Origin of the sequence: Pleomorphomonas koreensis DSM 23070, from assembly GCF_000425185.1 — a bacterium.
Classification (GTDB): domain Bacteria; phylum Pseudomonadota; class Alphaproteobacteria; order Rhizobiales; family Pleomorphomonadaceae; genus Pleomorphomonas; species Pleomorphomonas koreensis.
In genome coordinates, this window is record NZ_AULH01000013.1 from 58,539 (window position 1) to 82,110 (window position 23,572).

Below are 23,572 nucleotides of genomic sequence, written 5' to 3' on the forward strand. Positions count from 1 at the left end.
AACCTTCCGTTCAGTTTTCGTTTGGCGCTTGTTAAGTCTGCAATTTAATCTGCTTTTTAATCAATTGGCGCAGCATGGTGACATCTTCGGAGAACGAAGTGACGGGGCGAAAGACCTCGGATTATACAGAACAGGGAATGTCATCATGGCTCGTCTTGAACTGAACTCGATCGATCAACTGGCCGGCGGCGCCGGCGCCACCAGCGATATCCTCTACGAACTCGGCGTGATGTATGCGGTCGGCCGCGACGTGCAGCAGAACCTCATCGAAGCGCACAAGTGGTTCAACATCGCCGCCTTCCGCGGCTCGGAGAGCGCCGCCCGCTACCGCCGCGAACTCGCTGACGAGATGTCGTCCTCCGATATCGCCGCTGCCCAGCGCGAAGCCCGCGAGTGGATCTCGCTGCATTGATCGACGCGGCCGGCCCCGGAACGGGCCTCGCGTCAAGGATCGGAAAACTCATGCCCGGCATAGCGGGCGGCTGACGGCGGTTCTTCCCGAGGGAAGGGCCGCCGTTTCGTCATGGAAGGGCGGGACAGGGCGCCGAGGCTGTGCTATGGGCCGGGCATCAGCCGCCGATGCCAGTCGAGGGACCCGTTCATGGACAAGTCTTTCATCGCCCGCGAGACCGCCCGCCTCCTGCTGGAGGTCGAGGCCATCCAGTTCAACCCCGAGAAGCCCTACATCTTCACCTCGGGCTGGGCGAGCCCGGTCTACACCGACTGCCGCAAGCTGATCTCCTTCCCGCGCCTCAGGAAGCGGCTGATGGCCTTCGCCGAGGAGATCATCCTCTCCGAGATCGGCGCCGAGTCGCTCGACGCGGTGGCCGGCGGCGAGACGGCCGGCATCCCCTTCGCCGCCTGGCTGTCCGACCGGCTGGAGCTGCCGATGCTCTACGTGCGCAAGAAGCCGAAGGGCTTCGGCCGCAACGCCCAGATCGAGGGCGACGTCAAGGAAGGTGCCCGCGCCATCCTGGTCGAGGACCTCGCGTCCGACGGCCGCTCCAAGCTGATCTTCACCAAGGCGATGCGCGACGCCGGCCTCAAGGTGAGCCACGCCTTCGTCGTCTTCCACTACGGCATCTTCCCGTCGTCGACCGAGGTGCTGGCCGCCGACGGCATCACGCTGCACGCGCTCGCCACCTGGTGGGACGTGCTGGCCGAGGCCAAGGCATCGAACCGCTTCCCGGCGGCGATGCTGGCCGAAGTCGAGAAATTCCTCAACGCCCCTGCCGAGTGGTCGGCCGCGCACGGCGGCAGGGCGTCCTTCGAGGGGTGAGGGTCAGGCGCCGTTTCCGGCACGAGAAGGTCCGCGAAGGCGGACCATCTCGGGCAGAGAGAACTCCGGCCGCCTTACCCGACCCGCTTCCCGTCGGCATCGATGACCAGTTCTCCATCCTCCTTGGCGAACGGGCCGGGCGGCCAGCGGTCGAGGAGGTCGAGCACCGTCTCGCTCGGCCGGCAGAGGGCGGTGCCCTTGGCCGTCACGACGATCGGCCGTTCGACGAGGATGGGGTGGGCGATCATCGCTTCGAGGATGTCCTCGTCGGCGACCGAGGGATCGGTGAGGCCCAGCTCCTCGGCCGGCGATTTCTTGAGCCTGAGCACGTCGCGCGGGGTGAGGCCGGCGTCGGCCAAGAGGGCGAGGAGCTGCGGCTTGGTCCAGCCGGTCTTGAGATATTCGACGATCACCGGCCGGTAGCCGGCCGCCTCGACGATGCGGACGACGTTGCGCGAGGTACCGCAATCGGGATTGTGGTGGATGACGACGTCGGTGACGGGCATGGCGGCCTCCCTGGATTTGCCCCCCTTATAACCCGAGCCGAAACGATTTGCCGCCGCTTCCGTGCTTTTGACGCCGGCCGTCCCTCGTCTTTTTCCGACTTTTGGCTTATGGGAAGGCGCAAAGCCGCCATTGCCGAAAGGACCCGATGAGCCTCTACGCCGCCCCCGTCTTCGCCGTCGCGCCGATGCTCGATTGGACGGACCGCCATTGCCGGCTGTTCCACCGGCAACTGACCTCGCGCGCGCTGCTCTATACGGAGATGGTGACGACGGCGGCGATCCGCTTCGGCGACCGCGAGCGGCTGCTCGGCTTCTCTCCCGCCGAACATCCGGTGGCCTTGCAGCTCGGCGGCTCCGATCCGGCCGAGCTGGCCTTCGCGGCGAAGGTGGGCGAGGACTGGGGCTATGACGAGATCAACCTCAATGTCGGCTGCCCGTCCGACCGTGTGCAGTCCGGCCGCTTTGGAGCCTGCCTGATGCTGGAGCCGGACCTCGTCGCCGACTGCGTGGCGGCGATGCGGGCGGCGGTCGGCGTGCCGGTCACCGTCAAGTGCCGCATCGGCGTCGACGAGCAGGACCCGGAGGAAGCGCTCGATCGCCTCGCCAATGCTGTGATCGCCGCCGGCGTGTCCGCGCTCTGGGTGCATGCCCGCAAGGCTTGGCTGAAGGGGCTCAGCCCGCGCGAGAACCGCGACATTCCGCCGCTCGACTACGACCGCGTGCGCCGCCTGAAGGCGCGCCATCCCGAGACGTTCATCGGCATCAACGGCGGCATCGCCGGCCTCGACGCGGCGCTCGATCTTCTGAAGTCGCTCGACGGCGTCATGCTCGGCCGCGCCGCCTACCAGGAGCCGGCGCTGCTCGGCTCGGTCGACCGGCTGATCTACGGCGCCGCGACGGAGGACGCCGATCCGTTCGCCGTCGTCGAGGCCATGCGGCCGCACATCGCCGCCCATCTCGCCGCCGGCGGCAGGCTCTCCGCCTTCACCCGCCACATGCTCGGCCTCTTCCACAAGGTCCCCGGCGCCCGCGCTTGGCGCCGCATCCTGACCGAGGGGGGCGTCAGGGAGGGCGCCGGCCTCGAGGTCATCGACGCGGCGCTGGACGGGCTCGTCCGCCGCAAGGCCGCCTGATTTCCGAAAGTCCGCTTCCCGTGCGTCTCCCCAAGCTCGATTACTTCCTCGTCGGCCTCGTCCTGATGGTGGTGCTGGCGCTTGTCTGGCCGACGCCCGGCATGAGCGGCGGGCCGCTGCATTTCGAGTATGTCACCACCTACGGCGTATCCGTGGTGTTCTTCCTCTACGGCCTGACGCTGTCGCCGGAGCGGATGAAGGCCGGCGTGCTGCACTGGCGGCTGCATCTCTGCGTGCAGTTCGCCACCTTCGTGCTGTTCCCGGCGATCCTGCTCGCCGCGCGGGCGCTGGTGCCGGGCCTGTTCTCCGACGACGTCTGGCTCGGCTTCTTCTACGTGGCGGCGCTGCCGTCCACCGTCTCGTCGTCGGTGGCGATGACCAACATCGCCCGCGGCAACGTGCCGGCCGCCGTGTTCAACGCCTCGCTGTCGAGCCTGCTCGGCGTATTCATCACGCCGCTCCTGATGAGCTGGTACATGCACAGCAACGGCATCGACATGCCGCTCCTGCCGGTGATCCTCAAGGTGGTGATGCTGGTGCTGGTGCCGATCGTCCTCGGCCAGATCGCCCGCCGCTGGCTGGGCGGTTGGGCGCATCGCAACGCTTTCTGGGTGAAGCTCGCCGACCGCTCCACCATCCTCGCCATCGTCTACAACTCGTTCTGCGATTCGGTGGCGGCCGGCGTCTGGAGCGCCGGCGACCTGATGCTGGTGGTCAAGATCGCGCTTGCCTCCGTGGCTCTGTTCCTGGTGGTCTATCTCGCCATGAACGGCGTCTGCTCGCTGATGGGCTTCAATATCCGCGATCGCATCGCCTGCCAGTTCTGCGGCTCGAAGAAGTCGCTGGCGACCGGCGTGCCGCTGGCGCCGGTGATGTTCGGCCACAGCGCCGCCCTCGGCCTGATCGTCGCGCCGATCATGGTCTTCCACTTCCTGCAACTGGTCATCGTCAGCGTGCTGGCGGCGCGCTTCGCCCGGCGGCCGGCCGACTGATCAGACCGCCGTCGAGCGGGCATCCTCGGTCGGCACCACCACCGTCGGCTGCTGATGGAACCAGCGATAGCCGGCGGCGAGCGCCAGGAAGACGGCCAGCCAGACGGCGATATGCCAGAGCCGGGCGTGGATGCGGTGGCGGCCGAAGGCCAGCGAAGCGCCGATCAGCAGGGCGAAGATCGAGAGATAGGCGGCGTCGACGAAGCGGGCCGGCGGCAGGCCGGCGACGCTGCCGGAGCTGCCGAAGATCAGCAGCGCGCCGGTGGCGACGATGAGGATCGCCACGGCGATGTAGAGGACGGGTTGCCGCATCGGCTAGCTCTCCGATCGGAATGCACGTTCCTCAATGTCGATGCGGCGCAGCCGTTTCGCAAGGCCGGCCATGATCTTCCGCCGTTCATCGTCGGTCATCGTCGTCCAGCGGGCGATCTCGTCGAGCGTGCGGCCGCAGCCGCGGCAGAGGCCGCCGCCCTCCAGAATCCGGCAGACCTTGACGCAGGGCGTCTCGACCATTCCGTCATCCTCCGATCAGCAGGCCGACCAGGAAAGCCGCCTCGGCGAGCACCTGCGTCGCGCCGAGGATGTCGCCGGTCTGGCCGCCGATCTTCGCCCGGGCGAAGGCGGCGAAGACGAGCGCGGCGAGGCCGGCGAAGGCAATGCCGAGGAGCGTCGCCGGCGCGCCGGCGAGCGCGGCGAGCGGCGACAGCAGCAGCACCGTCAGCCCGGCGCCGAGCGCCAGGGCGCGGCCGTCCGGCCGGCCGAGCCGGGCCGCGAGGCCGTCGGGCCGGGCGGCGGGCAGGGCGGCCCACAGGGCGGCCATGGCAAGGCGGCTCAGGGCGCCGGCGCCGAGCACGGCGAAGACGCCGAGCGCCGGGTGAGCGAACAGCGCGCCGTAGGCGCTGGCCCGGATCAGCGTCGTGAGGATCAGCGCCAGGCCGGCGAAGGTGCCGATGCGGCTGTCCTTCATGATCGACAGGCGCTTTTCCACCGTGGCGCCGCCGACGAGGCCATCGGCGCTGTCGGCGAGGCCGTCCTCGTGCAGGGCGCCGGTCGGCGCTACCAGCGCGGCGACGACGAGGAGGCCGACGAGCAGGCTCGGCAGGCCGGCCGCGCCGGCCATAAGGCCGATCAGCGCCGCCGGCAGGGCGATCAGCAGACCGGCGAGCGGGATCGCCGCCGCCGCCCGCGGCAGGTCGGGCAGGGCGCCGGTGTCGTCGAGCCGGCCGAGCTGCGGCACGGGAAGGCGCGAGAAGAAGCGCAGGCAGGCGCCGAGGTCGGCCAGACGGTGGAGGAGTTCGTCGCGCAGCATTCTTCATTTGTAGGCCGCAAGCCGAGTCGTGTATAGCGGGAAGCCGCTAAATGTTGTGTCGTTTCGGGGCGTTGCAACGCTTCTGGCGCTAGATCCAGCCCCGTCGCCCCAGCCCAGCCAGAAAGATCAAGCCATGATTCCCTCGATGTCCGGCCTGCCGTTCGACGATTTCCGCGAGCTGATCGCCGACATGCCCGGACCGGACGAGGCGGCCGTCGCCGCCGTCCGCGCCCGCAACGCCGAGCTGACCAAGCCGCTCGGCTCGCTCGGCCGGCTGGAGGAGCTGGCCGAATGGCTGGCCGCCTGGCAGCGGGTGGAGCGGCCGGCGGTGCGGCGGCCGATGGTATCGGTGTTCGCGGCCAGCCACGGCGTGGCGGCCAAGGGCGTGTCGGCCTTCCCGGTCGAGGTCAACTTCCAGATGGTGGCCAATTTCTCGGCCGGCGGCGCCGCCATCAACCAGCTCTGCAAGAGCTACAACTACGGCCTCAAGGTGTTCGAGCTGGCGCTCGAAGTGCCGACGCCGGACATCACCGAGGCCGACGCCTTCGACGAGGCCGGCTGCGCCGCCACCATGGCCTTCGGCATGGAATCGGTGTCCGGCGGCACCGATCTCCTGATGCTCGGCGAGATGGGCATCGGCAACACCACGGTGGCCGCCGCCATCTACCACGCCCTCTACGGCGGCGCGGCGGCCGACTGGATCGGCCGCGGCACCGGCGTCGACGACGCCGGCCTGACGCGCAAGCGCGACGCGGTGGCCGCCGCCGTGGCGCGGCTCGGCGCGGGCGAGCGCGACGGCCTGGAGGTGCTGCGCCGGGTCGGCGGCCGCGAGATCGCCGCCATGGTCGGCGCCATCATCGCCGCCCGCCACCAGAGCATTCCGGTGGTCGTCGACGGCTATGTGGTGACCGCCGCCGCCGCCGTGCTGCACGCCGTCGATCCGCATTCGATCGACCACGTGCAGATCGCCCATGCCTCGGTGGAAGGCGCCCATCGCGACGTCATCGCCCGGCTGGGCAAGGAGCCGATCGTCGATCTCGGCCTGCGCCTCGGCGAGGGCACCGGCGCCGCCATCGCCGGCTCGATCATCCGGGCGGCGGCCGACGTCCACGCGGGCATGGCCACCTTCGCGGAGGCCGGCGTCGCCAACAGGGACTGAATGAACAGAAAGCCCGATCAAGGACTTGACCGGGCTTCCTCATCTGTTCGGAGAGATGCGTTCAGCTCACGCGGCTGACGCAGAAATGCACCACGTCTTCCAGCGCCGCCCGGTAGGGGCCGTCGTCGAGCACGGCGAGGGCGGCGATCGCCCGATCGCCGTAGGCGCGGGCGCGCTCGACGGTGGCGGCGATCGCCTGATGGCGGCCGAGCAGTTCGATGGCCCGGTCGAGGTCGGCGTCCTCGATCTCGCCGCGCTCGATGGTGCGCTGCCAGAAGTCGCGATCGGCGTCGCCGCCGCGGGCGGCGGCGATCAGGATCGGCAGCGTCACCTTGCCCTCGCGGAAGTCGTCGCCGACCTTCTTGCCGAGCGTCATCGACGAGCCGCCGTAGTCGAGCGCGTCGTCGACGAGCTGGAAGGCGAGGCCGAGCTGGGTGCCGTATTCGGCGAGCCCGGCGCGCACCTCGGCGGAACTGCCGGCGATGATCGGGCCGACCTCGGTGGCCGCCGAGAACAGCGCCGCCGTCTTGGCGTTGATCACTTCGAGATACTGCTCTTCGCTGGTGGTCAGGTGCTTGGCGGCGACCAGTTGCAGCACCTCGCCCTCGGCGATGACGGCGGCGGCGCGCGACAGCACGGCCAGCGCGTCGAGCGAGCCGACCTCGACCATGGTGCGGAAGGCCTGGCCGAGCAGATAGTCGCCGACCAGCACGCTGGCCTGATTGCCCCACAGCATGCGCGCCGACGGCTTGCCGCGCCGGAGTTCGCTCTCGTCGACGACGTCGTCGTGGAGCAGCGTCGCCGTGTGCATGAACTCGACGGTGGCGGCCAGCTTGACGTGGCCGTCGCCCCGATAGCCGCAGGCCAGCGCGGCGGCCAGCGTCAGCATCGGCCTCAGGCGCTTGCCGCCGGAATCGATCAGGTGGCGGGCGATCTCCGGGATCATGTCGGCATTGGCGGCGGCCATGTCGAGGATCATCCGGTTGACCCGCTGCATGTCGGCGTCGACGAGCTGCATCAGGGGCGCGATCGATTTCTCGCGCGGTGCCGCCGGAGCGTTGCTGTGCTGAGGTGCGACCGAGCTCAAACCCTTCACTCCCGAAACCGTCCGTCCGGCTTGCCGCCGGTTGTATCCATAACGCTTTCCGGCACGAGTCGGTGCCCGCGCAGGAGAAAGATTAAGTGGGTGACCATTAGGCCGCCAAGGGGATAATGTCGAATCCCGTCGGGGATGACCATCGGCAATTCCGGAGGCTTCATGGAAGAATTGATCCGAACCAACGATCTGGTGACCATCTCCTTCGTGGAGGCGCTGCTGAAGGACGCTGGCATCGGCTACCTCGTGGCCGACCAGGCGATGAGCGGCGTCGAGGGCATGCTGGGCGTCTTCCCGCGCCGCGTGCTGGTCGACGCCGACGAGGCGATCCGTGCCCGCCGCCTTCTCACCGATGCCGGCCTCGGCGCCGAACTGCGGCCGGACAAGAAGCGAGAAGCCAGGACGTGACCGCGGCGGGCGGCACCAGCCGCGACGGCTTTCTCGGCAACCGCCTGCTGATCGACCAGCCGGCGGCCGGCGCCCATCGGGCCGGCCTCGACGCCGTGCTGCTGGCCGCCGCGCTGCCGGACGGCACCGCCGGCCACGTGGTCGATCTCGGCGCCGGCGTCGGCGTTGCCGGCCTCGCGGCGGCGCACCGGCTGCCGGACATCGCCGTCACGCTGGTGGAGATCGATCCGGCGCTGGCGCGGCTCGCGGCGGGCAACGCGGCGCTCAACGCGGCCACCGCCGGCCGCGTCGAGGTGGTCGTCGCCGACGTGCTGGCGCCGGCGGCGGTGCGCCGGGCGGCCGGCCTCGCCGACGACATGGCCGACCATCTCGTCATGAACCCGCCGTTCCATCCCGAGGATCGCGGCCGCCGCTCGCCGGCGCCGGGGCGGGCGCGGGCGCATGCCGTGGCGCCGGACGCCATCGACGGCTGGGTGCGCGCCGCCGCCGCCCTTCTGAAGCCGTCCGGCACGCTGACGGTGATCTTCCGCGCCGACGAGTTGCCGCGCCTTCTCGCCGCGATCGGCAGCCGCTTCGGCTCGCTCGGCCTGCTGCCGATCCACGCCCATGCCGGCGAGCCGGCGCACCGGCTGATCCTGCGCGGCCGGCCGCAGGGGCGGGCGCCGCTCCGCATTTTGCCGAGCCTCGTCCTGCATGAGGCGGATGGCCGCTTCCGAGCCGAGGTTGACGCGGTGTTGCGCGGTTCCGCCCTGCCGGTCGTCTGGTGGTAAGGCTTCAGGGCAGGCGCAGGTCGGCGATGACCGGGAAATGGTCGGAGCCGATGTCGGGGCCGACTTCGAAGCGCTTCACCTCGACATTGCGCGACACCAGAATATGGTCGACCGGCGAGCCGAAATGGAAGACCTTCGCGAACCGCCGCGCGAAGCGGGTGGTGGCCGGCCAGCCGGTGCCGGCGGCGTCGACCAGCCCGGATGTCTTCAGGAAAGACTGGAAGAACGGCGACCATGTCGGCGTGTTGAAGTCGCCCATGGCGACAACGGGCGTGCCCGGCGGCTCGGCGGCGATCGCTCGCGCCACGATGTCGAGATAGGTGTTGCGGGTCTCCCATTGGGCGGGGCTGCGCGGCGACGAGGGATGCAGCACGTAGACGACGAGGGTCGGCGGCGCGTCGGCGCCGGCATCCGGCACGCCGGGCGGGGCCAGTTCCAGCCGCAGGGGCTGGCCGCCCCAGCCGTAGTCCGGCACGACCGGGATATTGTCGATGTGCCCGGCCTTGACGATTCGCCAGGCCGACCAGGCCATCACCCCCGGATTGCGGCCGAGGAGGTCGGCCGGTGGCGCTTCCGGAAAATGGCCGCGCAGCGCCTCGAAGTGCCGCATCACCCAGCCGCTGACTTCCTGCTGGCCGAGCACGTCGATGCCCGACGACGTGCTCCAGGTGATGAGGTCGCTGAAATCGGCGCGGCCACCCAGCACGTTGCTGGTGGCGACGCGCAGGGTCGGGCCGGCGGCCGAGGCTGCGGCATGCTCGACCGGCATGAACAACGGCAGACCGTTGACCACGGCAAGCACCACGGCGACGGCGGCGGCGAGGCGGCGACGCGTGACAAGGCAGAGGAGAGCGGCGGCCAACGACAGGCCGAACAGCACCGGCAGGAAGAAGCTGACGAGGTCGCCGAAATAGAAGACGTCGGCGTTGAGCCGGGCCAGCGTCGCCAAGGCGACCGCCGCGACCATGACGACGGCGGCCGAGCCGGACAACCTGTGTCGGGCGGGAGCCGCGCTGAACTCGGATGCCGTCATATGGACTCCCGGATCCTTGCCGAACCGGCCGGACTCAATGGTCGAGAAAGTCTGCGGCGGTCGTGTGAGCGTCGCGGCGGCCAAACTTGCCCGCCCGGCACCGGAAAAGCAAGGAGCGGGCCGGCGGCTCCGGCTCAGAACAGGCTGCCCTGGAGATCGCCGGGCCGGCCGCCGGTCTCGTGCGCCAGCAGCCAGCGCTTGGTGTCGATGCCGCCGCCGAAGCCGGTCAGCGCGCCGGAGGCGCCGATCACCCGGTGGCAGGGCACGACGATCGGGATGGGATTGGCGCCGTTGGCGGCGCCGACGGCGCGGCTTGCCGAAGGACGGCCGATACGCGCGGCGATAGCGCCGTAGGAGAGGGTGGCGCCGTAGGGAATGGCCCGGAGCGCCTGCCAGACGGCCAATTGGAAGGGCGTGCCGGTCGGGTTCAGCACGAGGTCGAAGTCGCGCAGTTCGCCGGCGAAATAGGCCGTGAGCTGGGCGCGCGCCTCGACGAACAAATCGTCGTCGCGCCGCCAGCTGTCGCGCGGGGCGACGCGGCCCTTGCCGGAGGGAAAGCCGATGGCCGACAGCGCCGCGCCGTCGCCGGCCAGAAGCAGCGGGCCGATCGGGCTCACGAGATAGGTGTAGAGGGTGTCGGGCATGTCAGCCTCCGGGGCTTGGCGCGCGTTTCAGGATAGTGAAGACGCGGCCGTCGATCGACAACAGGCCGAGGGCGATCAGCGCCATCCCCAGGAAATGGTTGGACGACAGCCGCTCGCCGAGCACCAGGCTGCCGAGCAGGATGGCCGAAACGGGGATCAGCAACGTCACCAGCGACGAGTTGGTGGCGCCGCCGACCTCAAGGATGTGGAAGTAGATGATGTAGGCGAGCGCCGTCGAGATCAGCGCCAGCGCCATCAGCGCGCCGACGGTGACGGGGCCGGGCGCGGCGAGCTTCCAGGGCGCATCGACGAGGATCACCAGCGGCAGCATCATGACGGTGGTCGCCGTGGTCTGGCCGAAGGCGCCGACGGCCGGCGCGATGCCCATGCGGCGGAAACGGCGGCCGAAGGTGCCGGCGAAGCCGTAGGAGAGGGCTGCGCCGAGGCAGGCGAAGAGCGCCCAGAGAGGGGGCCCCTCGCCGGAAAAGGCGCTGCCGCCCATCAGCACGGCGACGCCGAGGATGCCGAGCAGCACGCCGGCCACCTTGTTCGCCGTCATCTTCTCGTCGGTGGTCATCAGGTGGGCGACCAGGATGGAGAAGATCGGCGTGGTGGCGTTGAGGATCGAGGCAAGGCCCGAGGCGATCGCCGTCTGGCCCCAGAAGATCAGGCTGAACGGGATGAGGTTGTTGAGAAGGCCCATGCCGAAAAAGGCGCGCCAGACGGCGCCATCGGTGGGAATCGGCCGGCCGGTTGCCCGGAGATAGACGAGAAGCGCCAGCGCGGCGATGCCGACGCGGCCGAGCACCACGGTGAACGGCGGCAACTCGGCGAGCGCCACCTTGGAGAAGAAGAAGGAGCCGCCCCAAAGGACGGACAGGAAGAGGAGGAGGCCCCATTCGAGGAGGCCCATCTGTCTGGTCATGTCGGCTCCATGGATGGTGGACTGGCTGCAGAATGCCTCGCCGGCGGTTCGTCCGCTCGCCGGAATCGGACTCGGATGCGTGACCTTGCACCGTGTCCGTGTACAATTCCTGTCATGAGCCTCGATGTCACCCTCTGCGAAACGGCCTGGGCGGCCCGCGATCCCGCCTACGACGGCGCCTTCTTCGTTTGCGTCCGGACGACGGGCATCTACTGTCGCTGCGTCTGCCCGGTGAAGCCGCCGCTTCGGCGCAACGTCGAGTTCCTGCCGAGCGCCGCCGCCGCGGAACTGGCCGGCTATCGGCCGTGCCTGCGCTGCCGGCCGGAGACGGCGCCGTTCTGTCCGGCCTGGAAGGGCACGCTCTCCATCGTCGAGAAGGCGGCACGCCTCATCCGGAACGAGGGCGCGCTCGACGGACGCGGCGGCGTCGAGGCGCTGGCCGCCCGCGTCGGCATCGGCGGCCGGCACCTGACGCGCCTGTTCCGCCGCCATCTCGGCGCCAGCCCGACCGAGGTTGCTCGGACAGCGCGGGTCCAGCGGGCCAAGCGCCTTTTGACCGACACCGATCTGCCCATGACCGACGTGGCGCTTCAGGCCGGCTTCGGCAGCCTCCGCCGCTTCAACGCCGTGTTCCAGGAGGTCTACCGGCGGCCGCCGGGCGAGATGCGGCGGTGGCGAGCCTCCAGCAAGGCGGTCGCGTCGGCATACGCCTGACATCGCCTTCGAGGGTATTCCGACAAGTACCGAACCAGTCGGCGTCATGCGCGTTTCTTCCGAAGGACGGAAAGGAGCATGGCGACATGCGCGAACTCGAACTCGACATTCCCGCCGTTCGCCGTACCGGGATCACCTGGAAGGCATTGCTCGAACGCGAGACGTTCCTGCAGCTTCCCGCCGCGCATGATGCGCTCACGGCCAGGCTGATCGAGCGGGCCGGCTTTCCCGCCTATCAGGTCGGCGGCTTCGCGCTGGTCGGCGCGCGCTATGGCCGTCCGGACGTGGATCTCGAACATTTCGGCGAGAAGAACCGCGCTGTACAAGATGTGATCGACGGCTGCGCCTTGCCGGTGCTGGTCGATGCCGACGACGGATATGGCGACGTCAAGAACATGACGCGGACGATCCGCGGATATGAGGCGATTGGCGCCAAGGCGATCTTCTTCGAGGATCAGGCGGCGCCCAAGCGCTGCGGCCACATGGCCGACAAGAAGGTGGTGCCCGTCGAGCACATGGTGGCCAAGGTGCGCGCGGCGGTGGCGGCGCGGCAGGATGACGACACCTTTCTCATCGCCCGCACCGACGCGATCCAGCCCGAGGGGCTCGACAGCGCGCTGAGGCGCGGCGAAGCCTAACTGAAGGCCGGCGCCGACGGACTCTACGTCGAGGGGCCGCGCAGCGAGCAGGAGATTGAACGGGTCGGCCAGGCGTTCCGGCACGTACCGCTTGCCACCAGCGTGCTTGAGAACGGCGGCGTGACGCCGTGGCTCGATCCGGCCGATTTCCGCGCGCTCGGCTACGCGATGATCCTTTACCCGACAACCGTTCTGTTCGGCGTCACCAAGGCGATCGAGCGCACGCTCGACAATCTGCGCGGCGGCCGTCCCCTCGACGGCGCGACAAGCGTGGATATGAAGGCCTTCGAGGAACTGGTCGATCTGCCCGACTGGGCCGAGATCGAGGCCCGCTTCCAGCCGAAGGAGTGACACGCCATCCGCTCCGACAAGAGCGAACATGCTGCCTCGATCGGCCGGCAGGGAACGGCCGGTCCGGGCGGCGGCTTGCCGACCCCTGGGCAGCCCTCAGATTGGATATCCCACCGCCTTCAGGAAGGCGCGGGCGATGATCAGGTGGCCGGTCAGCGTCGGGTGGACGCGGTCGGTGGCGATGCCCATCGGGTGGATCTCGGCCATCACCTCGTCGAAGGCGGCCTGCGTGTCGACGAAGACGGCGCCGTAGCGGTCGGCGAGCTTCCGCATCACCGCGCCGTAGTCGTCGATCATCCGGCGCATCGGGTCGGCCCGATTGAATTCGACGAAATAGGGCGCCATCAGCACGAGGCCCTTCAGGTACGGCTGCGTGCGCTCGATCAGCCGTTCCAGCGTCGCCTCGTATTCGCCGATCAGCACGTGGTTCTCGGTCTGGAGGCGGGCGTCGAACTGCCGCCAGACGTCGTTGACGCCGATCATGATCGACAGCCAGTCGGGCTTCAGCGCCTCGACGTCACTCGCCCAGCGGGCTTCGAGGTCGCGCACGGTGTTGGCGCTGACGCCCATGTTGACGACGCGGATGCGGCTGGCCGCATGCGTCACGTTGAGGAAGGCGTTGACGAGGCCGACGTAGCCGGTGCCTAGGGAATCGAACAGCGCCTCGCCGACCGGCCGGGCGCGGCTCCAGTCGGTGATCGAGTCGCCGATGAACAGCAGCTTGCTGTCCGCATGGATCTTCATCTCGTATGTCCCCTCACCAGACGCGGTTGAGCCAGGCCCTGACGCGGTTCTCGTAGGCGTAGAACGACAGGAAGCCGACCGCCACCGACAGCGCGAGGCCGATCCCGGCGTGGAACGGCAGGCCGGCGAACAGGAGCTTCTTGTATTGGTAGAACGGCTGCTGCCAGAGATAGATCGAAAACGAGCCGATGCCGAGCAGCCTGAGCGGCGAGAACGACAGGCCCGTCCGCACCCACCCCGGCGCTTCCGCGAGATGGTTGACGGTGAAGGCGAGGAAGAAGGGCGCGATGGTCATCGTCATCATCCATGGCACCACCGAGCCGACGTAAAGCGCCGTCGCCACGGCGAAGGCGGCCACCGGCATCCACGGGCGGACGTGTGGCGCGGTTCGGTCCCGGATGAGAGCATAGCCGGCCGAAAGCAAAAGATTGGTTGCCGCCACCTCGCTGCGCACCCAGTATTCGATCGGCGGGGCGATGGCCGGAAATTCGAAGTAGGACAGATGGATGGCGATGGTGACGAAGGCGCAGGCGATCAGGGCCCAGCCCTCGCGGCCGCGCAGGAAGGGCAGCAGCGTCAGCAGCGACAGGAAGATGTAGGAGTGCTCCTCGACGTTGAGCGACCACAGATGGCCGATCGGGTAGGGGCTCGCGAACATGTGGAGGTCGGCGGGCAGGTAGGAGCGCAGGAACAGCAGCGTTGGCACCACCTCGCGGGCCGGCGCGGCCTTGCCGATCAGCGCGGCGACGCCGAAGACGATCAGCAGGTAGAGGAAGAAGGCCGGGATGATGCGCGAGATGCGCCGCTTGTAGAAGGTGGTGAGCGGCACACGGCGCTGGAACAGGATGCGGCTCATCAACAGGCCCGACAGGCAGAAGAACACGTCGACGCCCATGCGGCCGCTGTGCCAGCCCTGGATGGCGAAGAAATGCCCTTGCAGCACCAGGAAGATGGCAAGGCCCCGCCAGCCGTCCAGATAGTCGATGCGCTTGAGTTCGCTGCCGCCGTGGCGCGCCGACGAAGACACCATAGTCTCAAGAGTCATGATGAACGAGGCTCGCAACGGACCGTCGCGCGAGGTGCGGCCGGGGTGCGGCAGTAGTTCAGCAGAATCGTGATGAAACGGTGGCGGCGACCCGCCGATGATTCACTTGCCCCCGGATACGACAAAGCGCCCGGCATCCCCCTCGGGGATCGGGCGCTCGATGTTGTCGCTGCATCGGGATCAGTCGGCCGTCAGAGGCCGAGACCCTTCAGGAAACCGCGCTTCTGGGCGCGTGCGCGGCGGGGAGCGGTCTCTTCGTAGTTGGCGATCGCCTCGGCGATCTCGCGCTCGGCGGTGCTGGGGCGGTGGCCCTTGTGGTTGGCGGCCAGCATGGCGAACATCATGGCGTCCATCGTTGTTCTCCTTGTCTCTTTCTGTCTCTCTCTTGCAGCCTTAATATAGGTAAAGGGCCCAATAGGAACAAATCGTATCTTCTGAAGGGCGCCTTCAGATTTCCTGCAACTGGAAAAGGTCCCGTGGCCGGTCGGTGACATGCTTTTGCCGCCTTCGCCGAGATTGAATCGCGCCGCGGCGCTTCCCACATGCCTTGCGACAACCTCTAGGCAAGGAGCTTTCCTTGATCGACTTACGGTCCTGGCTGCCGCGCCGCCTGCGCGGCGATACCCCTGTTGTGCCGCTCGTCCGGCTGTCCGGTGCCATCGGCATGCCCTCGGCGATGGGCCGCGGCTCCCTGTCGCTGGCCGCCGTCGACGGCGCGCTGAAGCGGGCCTTCTCGGTGAAGGGGGCGAAGGCGGTGGCGCTCGCCCTCAACTCGCCCGGCGGCTCGCCGGTGCAGTCGCACCTGATCTTCCGCCGCATCCGCCAGCTTGCCGAGGAGAAGAAGCTGCCGGTGATCGCCTATGTCGAGGACATCGCGGCGTCCGGCGGCTACATGCTGGCCTGCGCCGCCGACGAGATCGTCGCCGACCGCTCGTCGATCGTCGGTTCGATCGGCGTGGTGTCGGCCACCTTCGGCCTCGACAAGGCGATCGCCCGGCTGGGCATCGACCGCCGCGTCTACACGGCCGGCACGCGCAAGGTGACGCTCGATCCCTTCCAGCCGGAGAACGGCGACGACGTCGAACACCTGAAGACGCTGCAACGCGACATCCACGCCTTCTTCATCGAACTGGTGAAGGGCCGGCGCGGCGACCGTCTCAAGGAGGGCGAGGACCTGTTCTCCGGCCTCTACTGGGCCGGCGACCGGGCGGTGGCGCTCGGACTCGCCGATCGCGTCGGTACCTGGCACGACGATCTCGCCGCCCGCTACGGCGACAAGGTGGATATCCGTGTCTTCGAGCCGGGACGGGCCGGCTTCCTGCGCCGCCGGCTGTTCGGCGGAGCGGCGGACGCCGCCGGCGGCCTCGTCGATTTTGACGATGCACTCGCGTCGATCGAGCGGCGCGCCATGTTCTCGCGCTACGGTTTGTGATCCCTTCACGGGAATTTGCGCTTGCCAGATAACCGGGACGGTGGTCTCATGGTTTGGTCAGCAGAGGAGATCGGCTCATGTCCCATCTGGTTGGATATGCTCTCATCGGCGCCGGCGTCTACGTCGTGGTGCAGGTGCTGAAGCGCGAAATGGCTCGCGTGGCCGAGGTACTCCGTGACGCCAATGCCGAACCGGTGCGCGTCGAGATCCGCATGGAGCGCGATCCGGTGACCGGCATCTACCGCGACCGCCGCTGAGCGTCGCGCCCGTTCCGGAGGTCGCCCCTCCGTTTGAAGCCGGAAGGCCGAAGCATTGCTTCGGCCTTTTTCATGCCCGTCTCACCGGGGCGGCAGGTTGCGGATGGTCCGGCAATCGGGCGCGCGGATCTTGTGGGCCCCTTGCGCCGGTCCCTTGTCCGAGCAGACCACCTGCCAGGTCAGCCGGCCGGCGGCGTTCCGCTGATGCACGGTGCGGCAGAAGCAGAGCCTGTCGCCGGGACGGGATGGCGCAGCCTTCTCCTCATGCCGGCGGTCCGGCTGGATCGGCTCGATCAACTGGTGGCGCTGCCGGGCGGCAAGGGCCGGCGCGGCGGCGAGCAGCGCGGCGGCGAGCGTCATGGCGAGGCGGAAGGTTCCCGAGGTCATCGTGTTGTCCCATGGCGGCATCCGGGCTGGATGCGCTTTCCTTGTTTGACGATGGTTCCGGCTTTTCCGGGCGGCCGGCCGGCGCCTTTTTGCGGTTGACGGGGCGAGGGGGCGCACCTAATTTCGCGCCCGATCCCGCCCGGCGTCCGCCGGCCTTTCCGCCTTTTCCAGGTAGCTCCCGATGACCCAGCCGATCGACGTCAACGATCCCCGCCGTTCCTTCCAGGGGCTGATCCTGACCCTGCAGCACTTCTGGGCGGAGAAGGGCTGCGTCATCCTCCAGCCCTATGACATGGAAGTGGGCGCCGGCACCTTCCACCCGGCGACGACGCTGCGTTCGCTCGGCCCCAAGCCCTGGAAGGCGGCCTACGTGCAGCCGTCGCGCCGGCCCAAGGACGGCCGCTACGGCGAGAACCCCAATCGCTTCCAGCACTATTACCAGTTCCAGGTGATCCTGAAGCCGTCGCCGGACAATCTCCAGGACCTCTACCTCGAAAGCCTGGAGGCGATCGGCATCGACCTCAGGCTGCACGACGTGCGCTTCGTCGAGGATGATTGGGAAAGCCCGACGCTGGGCGCCTGGGGCCTCGGCTGGGAATGCTGGTGCGATGGCATGGAGGTCAGCCAGTTCACCTATTTCCAGCAGGTGGCCGGCATCGAGTGTTCGCCCGTCTCCGGCGAGCTGACCTACGGCCTCGAACGCCTCGCCATGTATCTGCAAGGCGTCGACAACGGCTACGAGCTGAACTTCAACGGCCGCGAGGGCGCCGACAAGGTCACCTACGGCGACGTCTTCCATCAGGCCGAGGAAGAATACTCCCGCCACAATTTCGAATACGCCGACACCGACATGCTGATGCAGCACTTCAAGGATGCGGAAGCCGAGTGCAAGGCGTTGCTCGAAAAGGGCGCGGCGGCCGGCACCGATGGCCTCAACAAGTGCGTGCTGCCGGCCTACGACCAGTGCATCAAGGCCAGCCACCGCTTCAACCTCCTGGATGCGCGCGGCGTCATCTCGGTGCAGGAGCGGCAGAGCTACATCCTGCGCGTCCGCGAACTGGCGAAAGCCTGCGGCGAGGCGTGGCTGAAGACGGCCGGCGGCGGCGCGCTGGCGTGACGAAGGCGGGTACCGACCGATGATGCCGAAGCTCGTCCTGTTCGATTGCGACGGCACGCTGGTCGACAGCCAGCAGATGATCGTTGCCACCATGACCGAGGCGTTCGCCAAGGTCGGCCACGCGCCGCCCGAGCGGGCCGGCGTGCTGTCGATCATCGGCCTGTCGCTGCCGGAGGCGATCGGCCGCCTCGGCCCCGGCCTCGACACCGTCTCCGTCGGCCTCGTCGCCGATGCCTATCGCGACACCTACCAGGCGATGCGCTTCCGCCTCGCCGAGACGGCGCCGCTCTATCCCGGCGCGCTCGACGCGCTGCGGGCGCTTGCCGCCCACGACGACGTGCTGCTCGGTGTCGTCACCGGCAAGTCGCGGCGCGGTCTCGACGCCATCCTGGAAACCCACGGCCTTGCCGGCACGTTTTCCGTGCTGCGCACCGCCGACGATGGCCCGTCCAAGCCGCATCCCTTCATGGTGGTCGACGCGGTGGCGGCACTCGGCGGCGACGTCGCCCGGACGGTTGTGGTCGGCGACACCGGCTACGACATGCTGATGGCGCGGGCGGCCGGCGCCTTGGCGCTCGGCGTCACCTGGGGCTACAACAGCCGCGACCAACTGGTCGAGGCCGGCGCGCAGGCGCTGGCGAACGACTTTTCCGAGGTGCCGGGGCTGGCGATGGGCCTCCTTGACCGAAAGGAGTGAGCCGATGGCCGATCTGTTCGAGGAACTGGCCTCGTCCTTCGATCCGGTTGCCGCCACCGAGCGGGCGCGCGCCAACGTGCAGCGCGTGCTGCCCAAGCGATTCTACAAGGCCGTATCGGTAGAGCCGGCCGACGGCCTTCACCGCGTGCTGCTCGACGGCAAACCGGTCAGGACGCCGGCCCGCAACGCGCTGGCCGTCGCCTCGCTGCGCGCCGCCTGCGCCCTTGAGGCCGAATGGGCGGCGCAGGGCGAATTCGTCGACCCCATGACCATGCCGCTCACCCGGCTGGTCAACTCGGCGATCGACGGCGTCTCGCGCGAGATGGAGGCGGTGAAGGACGCGGTGGCCGCCTATGCCGGCTCCGACCTCACCTGCTACCGGGCCGGCGAACCGCCGCGCCTCGACCATCGCCAGCGGGTGGCCTGGGATCCGGTTCTCGACTGGGTCGCCGACCGGTTCGGCGTCCGCCCGCTGACGATCGTGGGCGTGGTGGCGGTGGCCCAGCCGCCCGGACTCATCGCGGCGATTCGCGCCGCCCTGCCGGATGATCCCTTGCGCCTTGCCGCCATCGAGCAGGTGACCACGCTGACCGGCTCGGTGTTTCTGGCGCTGGCACTGGCCGAGCGGCACCTTGCGGCCGACGACGTCTGGCTTGCCGCCCATGTCGACGAGGACTGGAACGCCGAGCTTTGGGGCGTCGACGAGGAGGCGCGGCAGCGGCGCGATTTCCGGCGCGCCGATTTCGACGCCGCCTGCCTGCTGCTGGACTGAGCCTCAGCGGCGGAAATCTTCCGCCTGCAGCCGGTAGAGCACATATGGCCGCAGCGGATGATTCTCTGGCAGCAGCGGGTGCAGGAAGTCGTCGGCCGGATCGTAGCTCATGCCGAGGTGCGTCATCACCGCCCGCGACGGCAGGTTGGTGACGGTGGTGAAGGCGACGATCTCGGTGAGGCCGAGCACGTCGAAGCCCCAGGCCAGCGCGACGCGCGCCGCCTCGCCGGCATATCCCTGCCGCCAGAACGGCCTGGCGAGCCGCCAGCCCACCTCGACGGCCGGCGCGAAGGAATAGACCGGGTTCAGCACCTTCTGGATGCCGACCATGCCGATGAACTCGTCGTCGGCCTTGCGCCGCACCGCCGAGAAGCCGTAGCCGTGCTCGGCCCACATGGCGCGCAGCCGGCCGGCCAGCGCGTCGCTCTCCTCGGCGCTCATGGTGCGCGGGAAGTAGCGCATCACCTCCGGGTCGCCGTTGAGGGCGGCGAAGGGAGCGAGATCGCGCTCCGTCCAGGGCGCGAGCACGAGGCGCGGCGTTTCGAGGATCATGGCGGTTGTCCTTTGCGTCGGCTGAGCTTTTGATAACGTCTCGGTTCGCCAAAATAAACGCCACGGAAAGGTGGAAAGGCCGCCGGCCTTCGTGTACAACGCCGCGGACTCGGACCGCTTTGGCGGTCGGTGTGCCCTTTGGCGTGTCCCCGGCCGGGATACCCTTTCAGAGTTTTGGGGTTACATGCAAACCGTTCTTCTCGTCATCCACCTGATGGTGGTCGCAGCCCTGGTGGGCGTCGTGCTCCTGCAGCGTTCCGAAGGCGGTGCGCTCGGCATTGGCGGCGGCGGCGGCTTCATGACCAGCCGCGGCACCGCCAACGTGCTGACCCGCACCACCGCCATCCTGGCGGTGCTGTTCTTCGCCACCTCGATCGGCCTGTCGATCCTGCCGCGCCTCACCGGCTCGCATCAGTCGATTCTCGACAAGGTGCAGACCTCGCCGGTCGCGCCGACCCCGGATCAGCCGATCGGCACCGGCAAGGGCGGCGTGCTCGACCAGCTCAACCAGATCAGCAAGCCGGCGCAGCAGCCGGCCAACGCCCCGGTCGCCCCGGCGGTGGAGATCCCGGCCGCGCCGGCGCCCGCCGCCCCGTCCACCGAGGCGCCGGCCACCGAGACGCCGGCGGCGCCTGCCACTGATTCGGCCCCGGCGGCGCCCGCCGCTCCCGCGCCGGCCACGCCGGCGCCCTGAGGACTAACCCCGTCCGGAAGACGGCGGATGCAAGGCGGTCGCGGGTTTCCGCGACCGTTTTCACGAGACGGATCAGTGACTTGAAACGATGCGTCGGCCGGAGGGGCAGCCCCTTCCGGAACGGCCTTTTCGTTTTGTTTTGGATAAACCGGTCGGGCCTCTCCCCAAAGGGTCCGCGAAAAGATAGGTTGAAGGCCCATGGCGCGGTACATCTTCATTACTGGCGGCGTGGTTTCGTCCTTGGGCAAGGGGCTCGCGGCGGCGGCTCTGGCGTCTCTCCTGCAGGCGCGCGGCTACAAGGTTCGTCTCCGTAAGCTCGATCCCTATCTGAACGTCGATCCGGGGACCATGTCTCCGTATCAGCACGGCGAGGTGTTCGTCACCGACGACGGTGCCGAGACCGACCTCGACCTTGGCCATTACGAGCGGTTCACCGGCCGCCCGGCCAACAAGCAGGACAACATTACCACCGGCCGCATCTACCAGGAGATCATCGCCCGCGAACGGCACGGCGACTATCTCGGCGGTACGGTGCAGGTGATTCCGCACGTCACCGACGCGATCAAGAATTTCATCCTCGACGGCAACGAGGATTACGACTTCGTGCTGTGCGAGATCGGCGGCACGGTCGGCGACATCGAGGCGATGCCGTTCCTCGAAGCCATCCGCCAGCTCGGCAACGAGCTGCCGCGCCGGCATTGCGTCTACATCCACCTGACGCTGATGCCCTACATCCCCTCGGCCGGCGAACTGAAGACCAAGCCGACGCAGCATTCGGTGAAGGAACTGCGCTCCATCGGCATACAGCCGGACATCCTGCTGGTCCGCTGCGACCGGCCGATCCCCGAGGGCGAGCGCAAGAAGCTGTCGCTGTTCTGCAACGTCCGCCAGTCGGCGGTGATTCCCGGCCTTGACGTCGGCACCATCTACGAGGTGCCGCTCGCCTACCACAAGGAAGGCTTCGACGACGAGGTGCTGGCCGCCTTCGGCATCGACGCGGCGCCGGCCCCCAAGCTCGACCGCTGGCTGGGCATCGTCAACCGCATCAAGAACCCCGAGGGCGAGGTCAACATCGCCGTGGTCGGCAAGTACACGGTGCTGAAGGACGCCTACAAGTCGCTGATCGAGGCGCTGGTGCATGGCGGCATCGCCAACAACGTGCGCGTCAAGATCGAGTGGATCGAGAGCGAGGTGTTCGAGAAGGAAGACCCCACTCCCTATCTCGACCACGTGCACGGCATCCTGGTGCCGGGCGGCTTCGGCGAGCGCGGCTCGGAGGGCAAGATCCTGGCCGCCCGCTTCGCCCGTCAGCACGGCGTGCCCTATTTCGGCATCTGCTTCGGCATGCAGATGGCGGTGATCGAGGCGGCGCGGGCGCTGGCCGGCGTCGCGGACGCTTCGTCGTCGGAGTTTGGCCCGACCAGCCAGCCGGTGGTCGGCCTGATGACCGAGTGGCTGAAGGGCAACGCGCTTGAGAAGCGCCGGGCCGGCGGCGACATGGGCGGCACGCTGCGCCTCGGCTCCTACGAGGCGCATCTCGCCAAGGGCTCGAAGATCGCCGAGATCTACGGCTCGGAGATCATCCACGAGCGCCATCGTCATCGCTACGAGGTCAACATCGACTATCGCGACCGGCTGGAGTCCTGCGGCCTGTCGTTCGCCGGCATGTCGCCGGACGGCGTGCTGCCGGAGACGGTGGAGATCCCCGACCATCCCTGGTTCATCGGCGTGCAGTATCACCCCGAGCTGAAGAGCCGGCCGTTCGAGCCGCACCCGCTGTTCGCGAGCTTCATCGAAGCCGCCGTGGAGCAGAGCCGTCTGGTCTGAGGGGAGCCAGATTTCAATCAGCATGGTCCGCGAAGGCCGACCATCTCAAGCCAGAAGAGTCGCCGGTCATCCGGCGCTTTTTTGTTGTTCAGCCCTCGGCCAGTTCCCTGATCCGGTCCATGCCGCCCACCGCCGGCGCCATCGCCGTCCAGACGCTCTCGGCGCCCTTCGTCCAGGAATCGCGATCCTCGGGAACGATCACCGCGCCGCCGGCCGCCTTGGCGGCGTCCATCGAGGTCGCCTCGTCAGCCTGCATCAGCCTGTCGAACCAGGTGGCGCCCTCGGCGATGGCCGCCGCGAAGACGGCCTTCTCCTCGTCATTGAGGCTGTTCCAGAAGCCGGCCGACAGATAGACGGCGCCGGTCGCCCAGATATGGGCGGTCTCGATCAGATAGGGCACCACCTCATAGAGCCGGAAGCCGGCATAGGCCGATTTCGTCAGGTCCATCATGTCGACGACGCCGGTCTTCAGCGCGTTGTAGGTCTCGGTGATCGGGATGGGCGTCGGCAGCGCGCCATAGGCCCTCCAGAATTCGACGTGCAGCGGGCTCTGGATGACGCGGATGCGCTTGCCGGCGACGCCGGCCGGCGTGGTCACCGGCTCCTTGGCGAGCAGGTGGCGGGCGCCGTAGTTGATGAAGCCGAGGGTGACGAAACCCTCGTCGGTCAGCTTGGCCTTGAACGCGTCGCCGATCGGGCCGGCGGTGGCGCGGCGAACGTGGTCGCGGTCGCGGAAGACGAAGGGCAGGTCGAACAGCTGCGTCTCCGGCACCCAGCTCGACAGCGCCGACAGGGTGGACAGGCTGGCCTGGATGGAATCGAGGCGGATGCCCTCGGCCACCTCCTTCTCGCCGCCCAGCGCGGCGTTGCCGACGATGCGGAAGTCGAAGCGGCCGGGCAGCTTCTCCTCGACGAGATCGCCCACCTTCAGCCAGATCCTGGTCTCCGGCTTGTCGTCGGCGAGCAGCGAGGCGACGGTCAGCGGCCTCGGCGCGGCGCGAGCCGGCCGGACAATCGCTGGCAGGGCGAGGGCGCCGGCAAGGCCGGTGGCGAAGCTGCGGCGGGTGAGCATGGTTATCTCCGAGGTCAGG

At 68.6% G+C, this 23,572-nt stretch carries 31 protein-coding genes; 17 read left to right on the forward strand and 14 right to left on the reverse strand.

Annotated features, from left to right (window positions below; genetic code table 11):
- Positions 1-145: 145 nt before the first annotated feature.
- Both H512_RS0112050 and H512_RS0112055 read left to right on the forward strand, forming a co-directional pair.
- Entirely contained in the window at positions 146-412 is a 267-nt protein-coding gene (locus tag H512_RS0112050) for an SEL1-like repeat protein (RefSeq protein WP_026783669.1), read from the forward strand.
- Positions 413-601: 189 nt separating this feature from the next.
- Positions 602-1,279, forward strand: coding sequence for an orotate phosphoribosyltransferase (locus H512_RS0112055; RefSeq protein WP_026783670.1), 678 nt, complete (start codon positions 602-604; stop codon positions 1,277-1,279).
- A gap of 74 nt (positions 1,280-1,353) precedes the next feature.
- Here the strand turns inward: H512_RS0112055 and arsC are convergent, their stop codons facing one another.
- On the reverse strand, positions 1,354-1,785 hold the full coding sequence (gene arsC / locus H512_RS0112060; RefSeq protein WP_026783671.1) for an arsenate reductase (glutaredoxin): 432 nt from the start codon (positions 1,783-1,785) through the stop codon (positions 1,354-1,356).
- A 146-nt stretch (positions 1,786-1,931) separates the two neighbouring features.
- On the opposite strand from arsC, the gene dusA reads away from it, so the two are divergent.
- Both dusA and H512_RS0112070 read left to right on the forward strand, forming a co-directional pair.
- A complete protein-coding gene (dusA, locus tag H512_RS0112065) occupies positions 1,932-2,918 on the forward strand; it encodes a tRNA dihydrouridine(20/20a) synthase DusA (protein WP_026783672.1) in 987 nt (328 codons plus the stop codon).
- A gap of 20 nt (positions 2,919-2,938) precedes the next feature.
- Positions 2,939-3,910, forward strand: a complete 972-nt coding sequence (locus H512_RS0112070) for a bile acid:sodium symporter family protein (protein ID WP_026783673.1) — start codon at positions 2,939-2,941, stop codon at positions 3,908-3,910.
- On the opposite strand, the gene H512_RS0112075 is transcribed toward H512_RS0112070, so the two are convergent.
- From H512_RS0112075 to H512_RS0112085, 3 genes are read right to left on the reverse strand one after another with little or no spacing between them, the layout of a single operon-like run.
- Entirely contained in the window at positions 3,911-4,222 is a 312-nt protein-coding gene (locus tag H512_RS0112075; RefSeq protein ID WP_026783674.1) for a hypothetical protein, read from the reverse strand.
- 3 nt (positions 4,223-4,225) lie between these two features.
- Positions 4,226-4,423: a DUF1289 domain-containing protein gene (locus H512_RS0112080; RefSeq protein WP_026783675.1), complete on the reverse strand. Its 198-nt coding sequence runs from the start codon at positions 4,421-4,423 to the stop codon at positions 4,226-4,228.
- Between the two features lie 4 nt (positions 4,424-4,427).
- Positions 4,428-5,219: an adenosylcobinamide-GDP ribazoletransferase gene (locus H512_RS0112085; RefSeq protein WP_026783676.1), complete on the reverse strand. Its 792-nt coding sequence runs from the start codon at positions 5,217-5,219 to the stop codon at positions 4,428-4,430.
- Positions 5,220-5,352: 133 nt separating this feature from the next.
- On the opposite strand from H512_RS0112085, the gene cobT reads away from it, so the two are divergent.
- Complete coding sequence (gene cobT, locus H512_RS0112090; RefSeq protein ID WP_026783677.1) at positions 5,353-6,378, forward strand: nicotinate-nucleotide--dimethylbenzimidazole phosphoribosyltransferase; 1,026 nt, start codon at positions 5,353-5,355, stop codon at positions 6,376-6,378.
- A 61-nt stretch (positions 6,379-6,439) separates the two neighbouring features.
- On the opposite strand, the gene H512_RS0112095 is transcribed toward cobT, so the two are convergent.
- Positions 6,440-7,396, reverse strand: a complete 957-nt coding sequence (locus H512_RS0112095; RefSeq protein WP_053239808.1) for a polyprenyl synthetase family protein — start codon at positions 7,394-7,396, stop codon at positions 6,440-6,442.
- Positions 7,397-7,636: 240 nt separating this feature from the next.
- Here H512_RS0112095 and H512_RS27460 point away from each other — a divergent pair, with 240 nt between their 5' ends.
- Both H512_RS27460 and H512_RS0112105 read left to right on the forward strand, forming a co-directional pair.
- Entirely contained in the window at positions 7,637-7,882 is a 246-nt protein-coding gene (locus tag H512_RS27460; RefSeq protein ID WP_026783679.1) for a putative signal transducing protein, read from the forward strand.
- A complete protein-coding gene (locus H512_RS0112105) occupies positions 7,879-8,652 on the forward strand; it encodes a tRNA1(Val) (adenine(37)-N6)-methyltransferase (protein WP_026783680.1) in 774 nt (257 codons plus the stop codon). Before H512_RS27460 ends, H512_RS0112105 begins: the two co-directional genes overlap by 4 nt.
- 4 nt (positions 8,653-8,656) lie before the next feature.
- Here H512_RS0112105 and H512_RS25795 read toward each other — a convergent pair whose 3' ends face one another.
- The 3 genes from H512_RS25795 to H512_RS0112120 form a co-directional block, all read right to left on the reverse strand.
- A complete protein-coding gene (locus H512_RS25795; RefSeq protein ID WP_156899473.1) occupies positions 8,657-9,685 on the reverse strand; it encodes an endonuclease/exonuclease/phosphatase family protein in 1,029 nt (342 codons plus the stop codon).
- Positions 9,686-9,819: 134 nt separating this feature from the next.
- Positions 9,820-10,329 carry a methylated-DNA--[protein]-cysteine S-methyltransferase gene (locus tag H512_RS0112115; RefSeq protein ID WP_026783682.1) on the reverse strand — a complete coding sequence of 170 codons (510 nt, stop codon included), beginning with the start codon at positions 10,327-10,329 and terminating at the stop codon, positions 9,820-9,822.
- Position 10,330: 1 nt separating this feature from the next.
- Entirely contained in the window at positions 10,331-11,254 is a 924-nt protein-coding gene (locus H512_RS0112120; RefSeq protein WP_036791430.1) for a DMT family transporter, read from the reverse strand.
- A 114-nt stretch (positions 11,255-11,368) separates the two neighbouring features.
- Between H512_RS0112120 and H512_RS0112125 the strand changes: the two genes are divergently transcribed.
- The 3 genes from H512_RS0112125 (at position 11,369) to H512_RS25800 (ending at position 12,957) form a co-directional block, all read left to right on the forward strand.
- The gene (locus H512_RS0112125; RefSeq protein WP_026783684.1) at positions 11,369-11,968 is read left to right on the forward strand and encodes a bifunctional transcriptional activator/DNA repair enzyme AdaA; all 600 of its coding nucleotides are present in this window, start codon (positions 11,369-11,371) and stop codon (positions 11,966-11,968) included.
- An 86-nt stretch (positions 11,969-12,054) separates the two neighbouring features.
- A complete protein-coding gene (locus H512_RS23755) occupies positions 12,055-12,606 on the forward strand; it encodes an isocitrate lyase/PEP mutase family protein (protein WP_053239809.1) in 552 nt (183 codons plus the stop codon).
- A 120-nt stretch (positions 12,607-12,726) separates the two neighbouring features.
- Positions 12,727-12,957, forward strand: coding sequence for a hypothetical protein (locus H512_RS25800; protein WP_053239810.1), 231 nt, complete (start codon positions 12,727-12,729; stop codon positions 12,955-12,957).
- A 96-nt stretch (positions 12,958-13,053) separates the two neighbouring features.
- Here the strand turns inward: H512_RS25800 and H512_RS0112135 are convergent, their stop codons facing one another.
- From H512_RS0112135 to H512_RS26980, 3 genes are all read right to left on the reverse strand, one after another.
- Positions 13,054-13,701 carry an SGNH/GDSL hydrolase family protein gene (locus H512_RS0112135; RefSeq protein ID WP_026783685.1) on the reverse strand — a complete coding sequence of 216 codons (648 nt, stop codon included), beginning with the start codon at positions 13,699-13,701 and terminating at the stop codon, positions 13,054-13,056.
- Positions 13,702-13,714: 13 nt separating this feature from the next.
- Positions 13,715-14,746, reverse strand: coding sequence for an acyltransferase family protein (locus H512_RS0112140; protein ID WP_084798445.1), 1,032 nt, complete (start codon positions 14,744-14,746; stop codon positions 13,715-13,717).
- 191 nt (positions 14,747-14,937) lie between these two features.
- Complete coding sequence (locus tag H512_RS26980; protein ID WP_156899474.1) at positions 14,938-15,099, reverse strand: hypothetical protein; 162 nt, start codon at positions 15,097-15,099, stop codon at positions 14,938-14,940.
- A 224-nt stretch (positions 15,100-15,323) separates the two neighbouring features.
- Here H512_RS26980 and H512_RS0112150 point away from each other — a divergent pair, with 224 nt between their 5' ends.
- Positions 15,324-16,178 carry a S49 family peptidase gene (locus tag H512_RS0112150; protein WP_026783687.1) on the forward strand — a complete coding sequence of 285 codons (855 nt, stop codon included), beginning with the start codon at positions 15,324-15,326 and terminating at the stop codon, positions 16,176-16,178.
- Between the two features lie 77 nt (positions 16,179-16,255).
- Entirely contained in the window at positions 16,256-16,435 is a 180-nt protein-coding gene (locus H512_RS0112155; protein ID WP_026783688.1) for a hypothetical protein, read from the forward strand.
- An 81-nt stretch (positions 16,436-16,516) separates the two neighbouring features.
- On the opposite strand, the gene H512_RS0112160 is transcribed toward H512_RS0112155, so the two are convergent.
- Positions 16,517-16,822 carry a hypothetical protein gene (locus tag H512_RS0112160; RefSeq protein WP_156899475.1) on the reverse strand — a complete coding sequence of 102 codons (306 nt, stop codon included), beginning with the start codon at positions 16,820-16,822 and terminating at the stop codon, positions 16,517-16,519.
- 181 nt (positions 16,823-17,003) lie between these two features.
- Here H512_RS0112160 and H512_RS0112165 point away from each other — a divergent pair, with 181 nt between their 5' ends.
- The 3 genes from H512_RS0112165 to H512_RS0112175 are packed head-to-tail and all read left to right on the forward strand — an operon-like array spanning position 17,004 to position 19,408.
- Positions 17,004-17,939, forward strand: coding sequence for a glycine--tRNA ligase subunit alpha (locus tag H512_RS0112165; RefSeq protein WP_026783690.1), 936 nt, complete (start codon positions 17,004-17,006; stop codon positions 17,937-17,939).
- A 19-nt stretch (positions 17,940-17,958) separates the two neighbouring features.
- Positions 17,959-18,636, forward strand: coding sequence for an HAD-IA family hydrolase (locus tag H512_RS0112170; protein ID WP_036791433.1), 678 nt, complete (start codon positions 17,959-17,961; stop codon positions 18,634-18,636).
- A gap of 4 nt (positions 18,637-18,640) precedes the next feature.
- Positions 18,641-19,408 carry an ATP12 family chaperone protein gene (locus H512_RS0112175; protein ID WP_026783692.1) on the forward strand — a complete coding sequence of 256 codons (768 nt, stop codon included), beginning with the start codon at positions 18,641-18,643 and terminating at the stop codon, positions 19,406-19,408.
- Positions 19,409-19,411: 3 nt separating this feature from the next.
- Here H512_RS0112175 and H512_RS0112180 read toward each other — a convergent pair whose 3' ends face one another.
- Entirely contained in the window at positions 19,412-19,960 is a 549-nt protein-coding gene (locus H512_RS0112180) for a GNAT family N-acetyltransferase (protein WP_026783693.1), read from the reverse strand.
- Positions 19,961-20,144: 184 nt separating this feature from the next.
- Between H512_RS0112180 and secG the strand changes: the two genes are divergently transcribed.
- Entirely contained in the window at positions 20,145-20,654 is a 510-nt protein-coding gene (gene secG / locus H512_RS0112185) for a preprotein translocase subunit SecG (RefSeq protein ID WP_026783694.1), read from the forward strand.
- 198 nt (positions 20,655-20,852) lie between these two features.
- The gene (locus H512_RS0112190; protein ID WP_026783695.1) at positions 20,853-22,481 is read left to right on the forward strand and encodes a CTP synthase; all 1,629 of its coding nucleotides are present in this window, start codon (positions 20,853-20,855) and stop codon (positions 22,479-22,481) included.
- An 88-nt stretch (positions 22,482-22,569) separates the two neighbouring features.
- Here the strand turns inward: H512_RS0112190 and H512_RS0112195 are convergent, their stop codons facing one another.
- Positions 22,570-23,553, reverse strand: coding sequence for a TRAP transporter substrate-binding protein (locus H512_RS0112195; RefSeq protein WP_036791436.1), 984 nt, complete (start codon positions 23,551-23,553; stop codon positions 22,570-22,572).
- Positions 23,554-23,572: the final 19 nt, after the last annotated feature.